The sequence below is a fragment of the Pontibacter mucosus genome, from assembly GCF_003054055.1.
Lineage (GTDB): Bacteria > Bacteroidota > Bacteroidia > Cytophagales > Hymenobacteraceae > Pontibacter > Pontibacter mucosus.
Genome location: NZ_QBKI01000001.1, coordinates 765,208 through 780,865, shown reverse-complemented (window position 1 = coordinate 780,865; position 15,658 = coordinate 765,208). Strand labels below are relative to the sequence as shown.

At 54.7% G+C, this 15,658-nt stretch carries 10 protein-coding genes; 3 read left to right on the top strand and 7 right to left on the bottom strand.

Annotation, left to right across the window (positions count from 1 at the left end; genetic code table 11):
• Positions 1-59 precede the first annotated feature (59 nt).
• From C8N40_RS03535 to C8N40_RS03525, 3 genes are all read left to right on the top strand, one after another.
• Complete coding sequence (locus C8N40_RS03535; protein WP_108210370.1) at positions 60-638, top strand: porin family protein; 579 nt, start codon at positions 60-62, stop codon at positions 636-638.
• Positions 639-937: 299 nt separating this feature from the next.
• On the top strand, positions 938-1,606 hold the full coding sequence (locus tag C8N40_RS03530; RefSeq protein ID WP_108210369.1) for a porin family protein: 669 nt from the start codon (positions 938-940) through the stop codon (positions 1,604-1,606).
• Positions 1,607-1,731: 125 nt separating this feature from the next.
• Entirely contained in the window at positions 1,732-2,391 is a 660-nt protein-coding gene (locus tag C8N40_RS03525; protein WP_108210368.1) for a porin family protein, read from the top strand.
• A gap of 58 nt (positions 2,392-2,449) precedes the next feature.
• Here the strand turns inward: C8N40_RS03525 and C8N40_RS03520 are convergent, their stop codons facing one another.
• The 7 genes from C8N40_RS03520 to uvrA all read right to left on the bottom strand — a co-directional run bounded on the left by C8N40_RS03520 (position 2,450) and on the right by uvrA (position 15,309).
• The gene (locus C8N40_RS03520) at positions 2,450-3,814 is read right to left on the bottom strand and encodes a dipeptidase (RefSeq protein WP_108210367.1); all 1,365 of its coding nucleotides are present in this window, start codon (positions 3,812-3,814) and stop codon (positions 2,450-2,452) included.
• 97 nt (positions 3,815-3,911) lie between these two features.
• On the bottom strand, positions 3,912-4,559 hold the full coding sequence (gene plsY, locus C8N40_RS03515; RefSeq protein WP_108210366.1) for a glycerol-3-phosphate 1-O-acyltransferase PlsY: 648 nt from the start codon (positions 4,557-4,559) through the stop codon (positions 3,912-3,914).
• 169 nt (positions 4,560-4,728) lie between these two features.
• The gene (locus C8N40_RS22575; RefSeq protein WP_170114008.1) at positions 4,729-9,489 is read right to left on the bottom strand and encodes a hypothetical protein; all 4,761 of its coding nucleotides are present in this window, start codon (positions 9,487-9,489) and stop codon (positions 4,729-4,731) included.
• 52 nt (positions 9,490-9,541) lie between these two features.
• Positions 9,542-10,369, bottom strand: coding sequence for a 50S ribosomal protein L11 methyltransferase (gene prmA, locus C8N40_RS03505; RefSeq protein ID WP_108210365.1), 828 nt, complete (start codon positions 10,367-10,369; stop codon positions 9,542-9,544).
• A gap of 8 nt (positions 10,370-10,377) precedes the next feature.
• The gene (locus tag C8N40_RS03500; protein WP_170114007.1) at positions 10,378-10,731 is read right to left on the bottom strand and encodes a 7(1) septoil knot domain-containing protein; all 354 of its coding nucleotides are present in this window, start codon (positions 10,729-10,731) and stop codon (positions 10,378-10,380) included.
• Between the two features lie 90 nt (positions 10,732-10,821).
• Positions 10,822-11,583, bottom strand: a complete 762-nt coding sequence (gene tpiA, locus C8N40_RS03495) for a triose-phosphate isomerase (protein ID WP_108210364.1) — start codon at positions 11,581-11,583, stop codon at positions 10,822-10,824.
• Between the two features lie 918 nt (positions 11,584-12,501).
• Entirely contained in the window at positions 12,502-15,309 is a 2,808-nt protein-coding gene (uvrA, locus tag C8N40_RS03490; protein ID WP_108210363.1) for an excinuclease ABC subunit UvrA, read from the bottom strand.
• Positions 15,310-15,658: the final 349 nt, after the last annotated feature.

Genomic DNA, 15,658 nt, shown 5'->3' with positions numbered 1-15,658 from the left:
AGCCACGAACCTGATAGGCGCTGACAAGAACAGAAGTTTTTTACCAATGAAGAAAAGCTATGAAACAAACCTTATTAATCTTTGCACTCTTGCTGGCAACCGTTTTTGCCGCCGATGCCCAAAGTATAGGTGTGCGGGCAGGTGTTAACTACAGCGGTTTTTCGGGCGATGACTCCTTCGCCAGCGACAGGATGTTCCGCTTCCATGCCGGCCTAACCTCCAAGTTCTTCCTAACCACCGATGAGTTCTTCGCCATACAGCCCGAGTTGCTGTTCTCCCTGAAGGGGGCGGAGTCGGATGACGACGACTTTAAGGTGAAGGTGAGCTATATCGATGTGCCGGTGCTGGCCCACATTAATGCGGGACCCATTTACTTCGAGGCAGGTCCGCAGGTATCCTTCCGGGTAGGGGGCGATATCGAACTGAACGGCACCAACATACAGGATGACCTCGACGACTTTAAGCGGACTAGTTTAGGATACGCTGCAGGTGTGGGCTTTGTCGCTGGCGCCTCGGGGCTTACCGTGGGCGTGCGCTATAACGGCGATATCTCCAAACTTTACGACAACGATAACATCTCCGATGCCCGCAATAGCGTATTCATGCTCACGCTGGCTTATACTTTGCCTGGCCGGTAAGATTGCCTTTAGTATGAAATAAAACTATCGAAAAACTAAAAGTTCGGCTAAGCGCCGAACTTTTTTTTGCCCCTATGCCACTTCCCTGTGCATAGTGCCCACACATATTTTCAGATACTATATACCGTAAGGCTATACTTTGGCCTGCTTGTTGATATCTGCTAGATACCCGGAACAGGAGAACCTGAAAGCCGCTGGCGCACCGTCCGCCGAAGTCTTGTAGGAAAGGCTGCTCCAGGACAATTTATTAACCACAGAGTATGTGGCCCCGGGTGCCGCATACGTTAACCTATAAAAGTATGAAGAAGCTATTATTATCATTAACCATCGCGCTGGCATCATTTACGGTGGCGCAGGCCCAGTCTGAGCTGGGTGTTCGGGGAGGCGCTAATTTCTCCAACCTTTCCGGCGACCTGAAAGACGAGTCGAGGTATGAGAACAAGGTGGGCTTCCATGGCGGCCTTACCTACAACATACCGGTAGTGGGCGATTTTTTCTCGGTACAGCCTGAGTTGCTATACTCCAACAAAGGTTTTAAGTATGAGGACACCGAAGTAACTCTGCCGGTGGGCGGCACCTTCCGCCGGGAGGGCAACATGAACTACAATTACCTCGAGTTGCCGGTGCTGGCCCGTATCAAAGCTGGCCCCATCTACTTCGAGGCTGGTCCGCAGGCCTCTTACCTGCTCAGCGTGAACAACAACATCAAGGAGTACATGAACGGGGACCGCACCAGCTCCGCCACCACCGAAATCAGCAAAGGCGACATCAAGGACTTTGAGCTTGGCTACGCTGCTGGTATAGGTATTACTAGCGGCATGCTGAGCGTGGGCGTGCGCTACAACGGCAGTGTCACCGATTTTATGGACAAGTCCTCCACCGAGTTTTTTGATGATGAGAACTTCACCGACGCCCGGCACTCCACCATCATGCTGACGCTCGGCCTGAACTTCTCGGCCTCCAGATAAGAATTTTCTTTTCCTGTAATGCCTAAGCCAGCCCTTGCCATTTTGGTAGGGCTGGCTTTTTTGCTTCTCAACCTATTCTCATTGGCAGCAGTATCATTAAACTATACACACAATCCCTGCCTGCTATGAGAAAGACGCTTTTACTACTGCTGTTTATACTTGTGCCGGCACTGCTGGCGCAGGCGCAATACGCCCGCCTGGGCGCCAAGGTGGGCGGCAACCTGTCCAGGGTGCAGGGCTCCGACGGCTCCTCCAGCCTCACAAACAACCTGGCTGGGTTTAATGGCGGGCTTATACTTAGCTATGAGTTTGTGTCGCGGCTGGCCCTGCAGGCAGAGCTGCAATACGAGCAGAAGGGCTTTGTTTACGACAATTACCCCATCAGTGCGGACGAGGTGCTGACCGATGATCACCGGTTACACTACCTGACGCTGCCCCTGATGCTAAAACTGCAGAAAGGCGGTTTGTTTGTGGAAGGCGGCCCTTATGTGGGCTACCTGGTGGGCGAGTCTACGCAGGTGAAGCGCGTAGACAGCCAAAGCGCCGGCAGCGACAACCCTGTTATACTTGGAAACTACCCTTTACACCTGAAGGATTTTGAGCGCTGGGACTATGGTTATACCGTCGGCATTGGTTTGGAACTAGACAATGGTTTCTTCGTGAGCCTGCACAACACAGGTGGCCTTACCTCCTTCTCCAAAACCCTGAACCAGAAGAACTTCGGCTTTAAGCTAAGTATAGGCTACCTGCTGCGCCCACCCTCAGTAGACGAAATGATGCTCTAAAAAACCAAAGGCCCGGTTGCAGGAACAACCGGGCCTTTTTATACTTTATACTTTAAGATTACTTCTTCAGCTCTGCAAAGTACTTGTAGAACAAAGGTATCGTTTCGATGCCCTTCATGAAGTTAAAGAGGCCGTAGCTCTCGTTTGGCGAGTGGATGGCATCCGAGTCCAGGCCAAAGCCCATCAGCACCGAATCCAGCCCCAACTCTGACTTGAACATGGCCACAATCGGAATAGAGCCACCGCTACGCACCGGAATCGGCTTCACTCCAAAGGTCTCCTCATAAGCCTTAGCAGCTGCCTGGTAGGCCGGGGAGTCGGTTGGCGTTACCACTGGCTCGCCTCCGTGGTGCGGCTTCACTTCCACCTTCACGCTCTTAGGCGCTATACTTTCAAAGTGCTTCTTAAACTTCTCCGTGATCTCCTCCGATGTCTGGTTAGGCACCAGGCGCATTGAGATTTTGGCGTAGGCCTTGGAAGGAATCACCGTTTTGGCGCCCTCTCCGGTATAGCCACCCCAGATACCGTTCACATCCAGCGTCGGGCGGATGGAGTTGCGCTCCATCGTCACGTAACCGGCCTCGCCATGCACATCACCCAGATCCAGCGCTTTCTTATACTTCTCCAGGTCAAACGGGGCGCGGGCCATGTCGGCACGCTCCTCCTGGCTCAGCTCCTGCACGTTGTCGTAGAAACCGGGTATGGTGATGTGGTTGTTCTCGTCGTGCAGCGAGGCAATCATCTGGCACAGTATGTTGATGGGGTTGGCCACGGCACCGCCGTACAGGCCAGAGTGCAGGTCACGGTTCGGGCCGGTCACCTCTACCTCCAGGTAGCTCAGGCCGCGTAGGCCAGTGGTAATGGAGGGCGTGTCGTTGGCCAGCATACCGGTGTCGGAGATCAGGATCACGTCCCCCTGCAGGCGGTCCTTGTGCTCGCGCACAAAAGCGCCCAGGTTCACGGAGCCCACTTCCTCCTCGCCCTCAATCATGAACTTGACGTTGCAGGCCAGCGTGCCGGTTTTCACCATCGTCTCGAACGCCTTTACGTGCATGTACATCTGTCCCTTATCGTCGCAGGCGCCACGCGCGTATATCTTGCCATCCTTTATCACAGGCTCAAACGGAGGCGAGGTCCACAGCTCATACGGGTCGGCGGGCTGCACATCGTAGTGGCCGTAAACCAGCACGGTCGGCAGGTTGGGATCAACTAGCTTCTCGCCGTACACCACCGGGTTACCGGCAGTCTCCACCAGCTCCACGTTATCGGCACCGGCCTCTATCAGGCGCTCTTTCAGGTATTCGGCATTGCGCATGACATCGGCTTTAAACTTAGGGTCGGCACTAACCGATGGGATGCGCAGCATGTCGAGCAGCTCGTCTACAAAACGATCTTTGTTATCGTTGATATATTGGTTAAGCATAGCGTTTGGGTTTACTCAGTAAGGGTTAAAGATACAAAAAAAAGCCACCCCTTACAGGCGGGGCGGCTTTTCTCATACTTTTTATACGTGCTATACTTTACCGTTTGCGGCCGAGTTTGATGTTGGCCTTGCTTTCCTCCCCGGCTATGAGGCGGTTGATGTTCTTGCGGTGCGTGAGCACCACCACCGCGAAAAGTATAAACCCGAAGATGATAAGAATCGGGTTTTCGGGATGGAAGCGGGGCACCAGCAACAGCAGCATTGGGAAGGCCAGTGCCGCGATCATGGAGCCCAGCGAAACATACTTTGAGGTGAACAGCACCACCACGAAAATGGCAATGCACACCAGCGCCACCACCGGCTCGATGGCCAGCATCATGCCCAGCAAGGTGGCCACCCCCTTGCCGCCCTTAAAGCGCTCATACACCGGGAAGATATGGCCCAGCACGCCGATGGCACCATAAGCCAACTGGTAAAAGATCAGATTCTCAGGCTCGACGGCATTAAAAATCACCAGAAAGCCGGCCAGCGAGGTAGCCGTCCAACCTTTAAAGATATCGAGCAGCATTACGATGGTACCGGGCTTTTTGCCCAGCACCCTGAAGGTATTGGTGGCACCGGAGTTGCCGCTGCCATGTTGCCGGATATCGATGCCATAGTATGCCTTGCCTATCCACACAGCCGAACATATAGAGCCGACGAGGTAGGCCACGATGGCAAACGCAACTATTACTACTATTTCCATACAGTTCAGATTACAACCAGGGGCTTGCTACTGCCAGATCGCACCGATTTGCAGGCGCAGGTGCATAAAAAGGCACAAAACAAGCCCAAATATAGGTAAATCTTGATTTCCTAACTAATAATTAAGCGCCGCATTCACCTATACGCTCCGTTCATGCCTCCTGGTTATATCAGAAGGCTCCCTCCCCTTCTTCCTCCTGCTTCTTTTTCTTTTTCCGGCCCTTCTTGTCATCATCTTCCGAGATGAAGTCGAAGTTGCCTGTCGGCTGGCCTACAACCTGCTCAGTGGCGGTTTTGAAGCCCGGTTGCCCACCCAGGTACATGTTCTGGAAGTGGTTGATGAACTCATTTTTCTCCATCGAAAGGCCCTCGTATATGCCGAAGCTGGCCGAGGAGCCACGGTTGCCTTTGGACTTGCCGCGTATGGCCTTGTTAAACTTGTCGTCAGATGAGACCATGGTCAGGCCATTCTCAAAGAAGCTGAAGTAGTACCAGGTATACTGGTCGGCCTGCAAGTATAGATTCACCACCGGGTCGCCGTGCATGTCCTGCTTCATCTCCAGGTAGCCGTTCATGCGCGCGTTGATGTCCTCCTTCATGCTGCTGGCCACCCCGAGGCCGCCCACGCTGTACCAGGCCTTCTGATCGTTAGACCAACGCAGGTTTACGTCAGAGAGTATCAGGCTTCGCTCCAGTTTCTTGGATAGTTTCGGCAGCGGCACATACTCCACCGCCGACAGCTCTTTATACTTGCGCGCATCGCGGTCTCCTACAAATTCCCCTATCTGGTAGAGCAGGGCATCATCCACGTTGCTGATGGCGGGTGCCCCGGCGGCATTTCCGCGCAGGTTGCCTGCCATGGCTCCAAGGGCAGCTCCCGGCACATCCATATCAAAGGCAATTAACGTATGCAGGCTGTAGCGGCTGCTATCTACGTTGGCATCTCCGCTGCCGGAGGCTGTGATGTTAAACCCTTTCTTCGGCTTCACCAGGTTGAGCTGGCCTTCAAAATGGATGGTGTTGGATGCCTCGTTGTAGCGCAGCACGTTGCCCTCGTAGGCATTGCCATAGGCCCTTGCCTCGCGCCCCATTTTAAATTCCCCGCTTTCCTTGTCATAGGAGAGCAACCCGTCTACTGTGAAAAGGTCCAGGTCCTCTTCCGCCTGCTTTCTGGACACAAAGGTGTTGTAGAGCGTACCGGAGCCAGCCCCCACGTGCAGGCCTGTATGCAGCGGCAAGCCATCAGCGGCCTTCGGCTTCAGGATCGGGATGCGCACGTTGTTCGGGTCGAGGGTGTCTTTTTTGTATGGGAACCAGTCGGAGTCCTCCGGATTTCCGGTGAAGTTCAGCTTTACCTCGCCGTTAAAGTCCATGTTCTGGTTAGAGGCATGCAGCACGGCCTTGCCGCGGTACATGATTCTTGGGAAGATGTAAAACGGTGCGGTTCCTTCCTCCACGCTGGCTGTGGCATACGTATAAATCGGCTTCTTTTTCTGCTGCGGGTTGCCGTACACAAAGTCTCCGAAGTGCAGCTTAAACGAGTCGCCGGCAGCATTGTAATAATCGCGCATGGCATCGCCCCGCATCTCGTACCGCGACAGTACATCGATATTGCCGGCGTATAGTTTGTGGTGCTGCTGCACAGAGTCGGTAAGCACCTGGGCATTGCGCAGGGTGCGGATGCTGGCCCCAGCCTGCACGGCCACCTTGCCGCTGTCCGGCACTACGTACGAGTCGGCTACGGCAATGTAGGGTACCCCGGAGGCGTGCAGTGTGTTATCCTGCAGGCTGAACTCGCCGCCCTCGGCCATAAACCGCAGTCCTTCCTGGTCGGGGTGTTGAGAGTAGAACCAGTTTTTACCGCCGTTCTCATCGGCCTTCAGATTCACTTTTTTCTGGTTCATGTCCCAGCGAGCGCTGCTCATGGAGGTTTTATACTGTGTTTTCGGGAACTCCATACTGGCCGCTCCCTTCTGCTCGCTCGCAAAGTCCACAAAACCGGTGTTCATGTCGTAGGTGAAGGCCACATCCTGAGCCTTGATGGCCGGGCGTCCCTCCACGTCCGACTTCACAAGCATCTGGGCATTGTTGCCGCTGAAGCTGCGCTGGTCGAATCTGAACTTATCGGACGTAACGTTGGCGTTTGCATTATCCAGCACACCGGTGCCGTACAAACCGCCCGGCGACATCTTGGCCACGCCTTTGAAAGTATAACCCTCCTTGTACATGTTCATCGGCTCCTCTGCGGTTTGCAGGTACATGGTATCCGCCTGAGGCTGCCAGTTCATGTTAAAGCCTTTGAGCGATGCAGCCGGGTAGGCAATGCCGTTCACCGTCGTTTCGTTGATGGTTACTTCTGTGCCGCCCTCTGCTACGGCTCCATTCTTGTAAAATGTATACTCCGGGGCGTGCAGCGTGGCAGCCAGGTAGGTTAATTTGCCGCGGCTCTGTATACCCGCCGAGCTCAACATAACCGTGTCATACACCATCCCTTTGCCGCCGTAAGTCTCCAGCCCTTTGGCTGACGGCTGGTAGTAGAAACCCATGGTCTCATCGGGCATCATCTGTAGCTTGGCCTTGATGGGCGGAAAAATGCCCCCAGAGTGGAAGGTGCCGTCGAAGGCCACTTTGTGATTCCCTGAGCTGAGGCTGTCGAGCTTAAACGGAGGCATGTCGAAGTATACGGTGCTGTCGTAGGCCCCGCCTGCCACCTCCGGGCGCGAGAAAGCCATCTGCGCACCGGCCACCGCATCGAACTTGGGGTACTCCGCCATGAACTTCTCACCAGACTTATTATCTGGTTTGTTGATATACAGCTTGCCTGACGAACTACTGGTCATCACCTGCTCCCTGGCTTTGTTATTCCTGGCCCTGCGGTTGTCTGTTACCAGGGCAATGGTGTCCAGCTTGGTCAGGTCGATGGAGAACTCATCATAGTTAAACCGGAACTCCGTGCCGCGCAGGGCCAGGCGGCTGGCGTATACTTGTCCGTCAAACTCGATGTCGCGGTTCTTGAGCACGTGTATTTCCTGGCGGCGGGGCAGAATGTACACACTGGCGGTGTCGTTGTTAAACGTAATCTTGTTTACCCCGCGCACGGTCAGCTTGTTATTCTCCAGGTTTAGGGTGGCGTTGCGTCCGGAGGGCACCACCGACTTAATCACAATATGGTCATAGTCGTTTTTGTCGCGCGAGGCTCCTACGTAGTGCCAGGCCTTGTTTTTCAGCTCCACGAAGCCGGAGGCAGGGTCGTAGTCCAGGTAGCCCTGGTAGGCCATGTTCTGGGCCGCTTCCCGCACGGCCTTCTCATCCAGCCGGGTGGCGCGGGCCACGTCAGCCGTATAAAAGGTGCTGGACTTGACCTTGGCCCCGTAGCCTACCAGCACCTGCAGCGGATGGAAAGGCGCAATACCCACCAACTGCTGGTAGCGCACATTGGAGTAATACTCCGTGGACTCCAGCTGCACCGGTATCAGCGTTTTGGTGTTCAGGATGGAGAACTCGATTTCCGGCTGATTCAGGTTCCAGTGCAGGCGCTCCGCCGTCACCTCCAGGTTGTGGTAGGAGTCGTAAAGCGGGGTGCGGGCGTAAGGGCCTTTGTCTTTGGTAAGGGTCAGGTCCTGGTTGATGCGGGAGTAGCGCAGCTGCATGCCCGGGTGCGTGAGCGAGTCCTGGCCCATATACACGGACACAGAAGCGCGGCTAGCCACCACCACGGAGTCTTCAAACGTATAGTTGCGGGCCATGGTGCGGAATTTCCGCTGCCCCTGCCTCGACACCACCAGCTGCGACAGGCTTCCATCCAGCGGGCGGCTGCCAATCATGTCGCCACTAAGCGAGAACCCGCCGGTATAGGCAATGTCGCCTCCCAGGCTGCTTAGCCGGGCATCGTTGGTAAAGGAGGTAAACTTCGGGTAGGGATAATTGCCAGTTTTGCGCTTGCTGCTGATCCACTCCAGGGCGCCATCCACAGGCGCTGCCAGCACCGCGTTATAGGTTACTTTGGTATCCGGGGCCTTGAAACCGGCAAAGCTGGTGTTAAAGCTATACTTGTTGAACTCAGCTTTGGCCGGCTCTCCTTTTACCTTCCAGTTAAACTCGCCTCCCTCGCCCACAAACATATTCTGGGCAAGCATCAGCTGGCCCGAAGTGCTCTGTATAGCGGCAGAGTCCCAAGGCGTAACGAACACGAGCGCCACCTTCTCCAGCTTCAGCACAGGGCCCGATACTTTGGGCATGGTTGGCACAAACATGCGCTTTATACTTTCCTTCTGCTTCTGCGCGTTCTTCTGCTTGTCCTCTTTCTTTGGCTTTGGCGCTACCGTTCCCCAACCGTCATCTTCCCAGGTATCCTCACTTGCGGCCGGTTCATCGTCCCAAGACACGCTTCCCCATGCATCGGCGTCCCCCGCCTGCTCCTCTACCGCCTTGCTGGCCCCTTCGTAGGCAAAGCTGAAGCTGCCCCCGGAGGTACGCAGGCTATAGTAGGAGTTCTGAAACAACTTATTCTGATCCATGAACAGGCTGAGCGTGCGCAGGAATTGCTCCAGCTGCTTCACGTCCTCCTGCTGAGCTGCCTTTGCCGTTACCTCCAACAGGTTATCCAGCTGCGCCGGGCGCAGGTTCTGCTTCTTGACACCGGCAGTTAGCATGGTAAAGAAGTCGGAGAAGTGCGGGCTGGTGCGCATGCGCTTGCGGTACATGCGCTGCGCGATTTCCACTACCTCTTTCTGCTGTTTAGAGGAGAGCTTTCCGCTGCTCCATACTTCCTCCAGGTCCGCAGAAAGTGCCTCAGCGTTCTCAACCTTTCCCGCCAGCAGCATCGCTTTCGCATCTGCCACAAACTTGTCTGGCTCGGCAGAAAGTTTTACCTGCTGCGCCTGCGCCGTCAGAACCGTAAAAAACAGGATAAGGGGTAAAAGTTGTTTCATAAAGGTAGCGGTTGGGTGATTGGATGGTAATTTATACTTCTAGGGGCGTAGGCTAGGCCCTGAAAATGGCAGAGACCCAGTTGTTCTTGACCCGGTGGGAGCCGTAGGTCAGGTCCAGTTCCTCGCAGCGTTGCTGTATCATGGGCAAATCTTCTGTGTAGAAGCCGCTCAGCAGCAGGTAGCCACCAGGTTTCAGCACTGCCTTGTAAGCCGGCATATCTTCAAGTAAAACGTTGCGGTTGATGTTGGCCAGGATGATATCGTATGGGGCATCGCCTGCAATGGTCTCGGCTCCGCCCAGGCGCACGTCTATGCCGGCGTAGCCGTTCAGCTCGGCGTTTTCGCGGGCGTTTTCCACGGTCCAGTCCTCTATCTCCACTGCCACAATTTCTGCAGCGCCCAGCTCGCCGGCCATGATGGCAAGTATACCAGTGCCGCAGCCCATGTCCAGCACGCGCTTGCCCTGGTGGTCCAGCGTGAGCTGGTTTTCGATCATGAGCGTAGTGGTTTCGTGGTGGCCCGTGCCAAACGACATTTTCGGGTTTATCACAATATCATATTTTGCCTCGGCTGGTTTCTCGTGAAACGAGGCGCGCACCGACACCTGGCCGCCGATGAACAGCGGCTCGAAATTCCGCTCCCACTCCTCGTTCCAGTTCTGGCGCTCGATCTTCTGCACCGTGTACTCCACCTGCACAAAATCAGCGTAGCGGGCCAGTACCTCCTCCAGATCCTGCTGGTTATACTTTTCCTCCTCCACATAGGCACTAAAGCCGTCCTCTGTTTCTACAAAGGCATCGAAGCCCAGCTCTCCGAGCTCGGCAGTAAGTATATCCGCAAAATCAGCGTTTACTTTTAGGGTTACTTCTATAAAATCCATGGTAAAAATTATTCTCGACAAGTGGCAAAAGAGCGTACATCGGTAAAATGCACAGTAAAATCGGCCTGGTGGCGCTGGTCAGTTACATAGAGCACGTGGCTGGCAAAGGCCTTGGTGGGCGTCACGAACCACACGGCAGGCGCGTCGGCAAAAAGCTTGTTGCTCTCACGGTAAACGACCATGTCGGCAAAGGCTTCTTGCTCGCCCAAATACACCACATGCGAGGCGGTGTTTTTATACAGCGGGTTACGCTCCAGGTAAACAGCCCCGTACACCTGGCAGTGGTTGCGCGCTGCCTCTGCCGCAGGAGCAGCGCCCAGGTAAGGTAGCAGCGAAATCCAGAGCGCTAACAGTAACTGCATAATATTAATTTGTTAAAATATAGGCAAGATACAAAAAAAGGTCGCTCGTCCAGCAGACCAGCGACCTTTTTAACAATTTCCTATTGTATTTTAAATGGATTTAATCACATCCGTAAAATCCCTTGATTTAAGCGATGCGCCGCCAATCAGACCGCCATCTACATCGGCCTGGGAGAACAGTTCCTTGGCGTTACCCGGGTTGCAGCTGCCGCCATAAAGTATAGAGGCGTTGTAGGCTGCCTCGGCATCGAACATGCGGGCCAGTTGCTCCCGGATATATTCGTGCATTTCCTGTGCCTGCTGGCTGCTGGCCGTACGGCCGGTGCCAATGGCCCAAATCGGCTCATAGGCAATCACCACCTGGTCGAACTCCTCGTTGCTGAGGTAAGAGAGGCTGTCGTGCAGCTGCTTGCCTACATAGTCGAAGTGGCGGTCGGCGTCGCGCTCCTCCAGCGGCTCTCCGCAGCAGAAGATCGGCTTCATGCCGTGGGCAATGGTGGCCTTCATTTTCTGGTACAGCGTCTGGGCATCCTCGTGGTGGTACATGCGGCGCTCGCTGTGGCCGATAATCACATACTCCACGCCCACCGACTTGAGCATGGCAGCCGATACCTCGCCGGTGTAGGCGCCGCTCCCGTGCTCGCTCACGTCTTGCGCGGCCAGGTGCATTTTGTCGTTGCCCTGCACCAGCTTGCCTACGCTCTGCAGAAACGGAAACGGAGGGGCCACCACCACGATCACCTCGCTGTTCACCTCGTCCTTCACCATGTTATCGATCTCCGATACCAGCGAGAGTGCCTCTTCGGCCGTTTTATTCATTTTCCAGTTGCCTGCAACAATCTTCTTTCTCATGTTTTATACTTTGTGTTGATAATTCAATACTTGGCTTGTCCCGAAGCTTTACGGCAAGATAGGAAAAAATGGTGTACCTCTTGTTTATACTTTACCGGAGTATTTAAGTAGTTCTATACTTGCCGGTTTATACTTTGCTATACTTCCTGACTCATACTTTATGCTTTCGCTGGCGCGAGCTTGCAGCTCGTGCCATTTATCCTTGGGCTATACTTCCTTAGCCACCGCTTCCTTCAGCTTGACACAAGCTATCCTTGCTAGTCTCCGTTCATCCTACAGCCCCACCAACCTATAGTTGCATCGCTGACTTTCTGCCCTCCTAGGCCGGGAGGCCTCGACTTCGGGCATCGCGCGGTGTACATTTCCTTTGCTACCCTTCGGTCGCAATGCCCTTTCGGGCACCAGAAATCTACAAGGCGCTCAACCCAAAGGCTGGGAACAGATTCGATAGCCGCTGCCTTTGCTACTGGAAATAAAAGTATAAATAATAACATAGGAACTGTCCCCTTGAGGACAAGTGAGAACGAGAGTTCGAAACTTGCGAGCAAAGCTCAATAGGGGTGTAATCACCTGCCATGTTTATACTTGTAGGAACAGCTACTATGAAACTTATATTTTAGAACGAGTAATTACAGGCTCCCCTCCTTTGACAAGGAGGGGCAGGGGTGGTTGGACCCGGCGCTGCAGAAAAGCGGACAAGGATGTCCGCAGCAGAGGAAGCTCCGGACAAAGAAGTCCGGAACAGCAGTGGTTAGACCCAGCATCACAAAGCTCCCTCCCCTGTTTTTAAGGGAGGGCTGGGGTGGGGTTTATACCTGACTAGAGGCAAACTAATCTGGCACCACAAATAAAAAAAGCCGCTGCAAGTATACCTGCAGCGGCTTTATACTTATACTTATACTTATACTTATACTTTGCCTACAGCTTATCCTTCAGGAACCGAGCCGTATGATTATCCTCCAGCTTCGCCATTTCCTCTGGAGTGCCTTCGAACAACAGGTGGCCGCCGTTCAAACCTCCTTCCGGACCAAGATCGATGATCCAGTCGGCGGATTTGATAATGTCCATGTTGTGCTCGATGATAACGACGGTGTTGCCGTTCTCGATCAGAGCGTTGATAGAGGTAAGCAGCCTGCTGATGTCGTGGAAGTGCAGACCGGTGCTTGGCTCGTCGAAGATAAACAAGATGTTCTCGTGGTGCGGCTGTATGCCCTTGGTCAGGAAAGAGGCCAGCTTTACGCGTTGCGCCTCGCCACCCGACAGCGTGTTGCTCGACTGCCCCAGGCGGATGTACCCTAGCCCCACATCGTTCAGCGGCCGCAGCTTTTCGATGATCTTCGGCTGGTCGGCAAAGAAGCCGATGCTGTCGGCGATGGTCATGTCCAGCACGTCGGAGATGCTCTTGTCTTTATACTTGATATCGAGCACATCCTGCTTAAAACGCTGGCCGTGGCAACTGTCGCAGGTCAGGTAGATGTCGGCCATAAACTGCATCTCAATCTTTACCTGGCCCTCGCCCTGGCATACTTCGCAGCGGCCGCCCTCGATGTTGAACGAGAAGTGCGACGGCTTAAACCCACGTGCTTTTGCCAACTGCTGATCGGCGTACAGCGTGCGGATAGCGTCGTAAGCCTTCACGTAGGTCACGGGGTTAGAACGCGACGACTTGCCTATCGGGTTCTGGTCCACAAACTCCACGTGCTCGATCTTGCCGTAGTCGCCGGCCAGCTTGTCGAACTTGCCGGTGGCCTCTGCGGTAGCGCCGTGTAGCTTTTGCATGGCCGGAGCCAGTATTTTCTTGATGAGCGTTGATTTACCGGAGCCGCTTACGCCTGTCACCACCGTCATCACATCCAGCGGAATCTTCACGTTCAGGTTTTTGAGGTTGTTCTCGCGCGCCCCGATGATCTGGATGGCATTGCGCCACTTGCGCCGCTGCGTGGGCACGGGCACCTCCATGCGGCCGCTCAGGTACCTGGACGTATAGGTATCTGCTTTCCTGGTCAGCTCTTCCAGCGTCCCCTGGAACATCAGGTTACCCCCACCTGATCCGGCCTCCGGGCCAATATCAATCAGTTGATCTGCCGCGCGCATCATCTCCTCCTCGTGCTCCACCACAATCACCGTGTTGCCCAGCTGCTGCAGCGAGCGTAGCACGCCAATCAGTTGCTCGGAGTCTTTGGGGTGCAGGCCGATGCTTGGCTCATCCAGAATGTACATGGAGCCCACCAGGGCGCTGCCCAGCGAAGTAGCCAGGTTAATGCGCTGGCTCTCGCCGCCGGAAAGGGTGTTGGAAAGCCGGTTCAGTGTCAGGTATCCCAGGCCCACGCGCTCCAGGTAGCCCAGGCGGTTGGTTACTTCGGTTACCAGGCGATCGGCCACGTTCTGCTCGTGCCCGGTCAGCTGCAGGTTCTGGAAGAAAGGCAGCACCTGCGTGATGGGCATCAGCACCAGGTCAGTTATACTTTTGCCGCCCACTTTCACGTAGCTGGCATCTTTGCGCAGGCGCGAGCCTTTGCAGTCGGGGCAGGTGGTGCGGCCGCGGTAGCGCGACAGCATCACGCGGTACTGTATCTTGTGCGTCTGCGACTGAATCTCCCTGAAGAAAGCGTTGAGGCCGGAAAAGTACTTGTTGCCGGTCCACAGCAGCTCCTGCTCCGCCTCCGACAGCTCGTTGTAAGGGCGGTGAATGGGAAAATCGAAGCGAATGCCGTTTTTGAGCAGCGGCTGCAGCCATTCGCTCATCTTATCGGTGCGCCACGGGGCAATAGCCCCTTCGTACACGGTCAGGCTCTTATCGGGAATCACCAGGTCCGGGTCGATGCCGAGCACGCTGCCGAAGCCCTCGCAGGTCTGGCAGGCGCCGTAAGGGTTGTTGAAGCTGAAGAAGTTTACCGACGGCTCCTCGAACGTCATTCCGTCCAGCTCAAACCGGTTGGAGAAAACGCGCTCCTCCCCGTCGCCATACTTTACGCGGCACTCGCCGTGGCCCTCAAAAAAAGCGGTCTGCACCGAGTCGGCAATGCGGAACTGCAGATCCTCGTCGGATTTGTAGATCACGGCGCGGTCCACGAGAATGTATACTTCCTTGCCCAGGTTCGGCTTCTTCTCCTCCAGCAGCTCCTCTATAAAGTATACCTGCCCGTTGGCGTAGATGCGTGAGTAGCCCTTCTGCAGCAGCAGGTCCAGTTCCTTGCCCAGGCTACGCTCCTTGTGCTGGTGCAGCGGCGCCAGAATCATCACGCGGGCCTCGTCCTCTAAAGAAAAGATAAAGTCCACTACATCGGTTACAGTGTCTTTCTGCACCACCTCCCCGGAAACAGGCGAGTAGGTTTTGCCGATGCGGGCGTAGAGCAGCTTCAGGTAATCGTAGATCTCGGTGCTGGTGCCTACCGTGGAGCGGTTGTTTTTTATACTTACCTTCTGCTCGATGGCGATGGCCGGGCTGATGCCGCGGATGTAGTCCACGTCCGGCTTGTCCATACGTCCCAGGAACTGGCGCGCGTAAGAACTCAGGCTCTCCACGTACATGCGCTGCCCCTCGGCATAGAGCGTGTCAAACGCCAGCGACGACTTGCCGGAGCCGGAAAGGCCGGTAATGACGATGAACTTGTTGCGGGGCAGCGCCACACTCAGGTTTTTGAGGTTGTGCACCCGCGCGCCTTTAATAATAATGTGCTGACGGGCATCGAGCTCGTCCAGTTTATCTTCGGTTATGTTTACCATACTTTGGGTAGCCCCCGCGGCAAGTATAAGTGGCCGTTGCTGAGGCTGTTTTAAGCTAATTTTCAATCTGTAAAGATACGAATAGATAACCGCTTTTTGAAGGCCTTTGTTGCAGTTGGTGCTCAGGCAGCTTATACTTTATACTCTTTTTGTTAGTGGCTTCTCCTGCAATTAGTGCAATAACAGGTCTGATGCCTCCTTGCGTGGATTCACAAAAAAAATCAGGGCTTTCACTAAAATATAACACAAGCGCTGCTCATACCCTCCCCGCGCTCGTAAATACCATAACAACCACTCCGAGTAGTGCTCTGCTGCTCACCCTTCAGTAGTACCACTGTACCCACTTCCT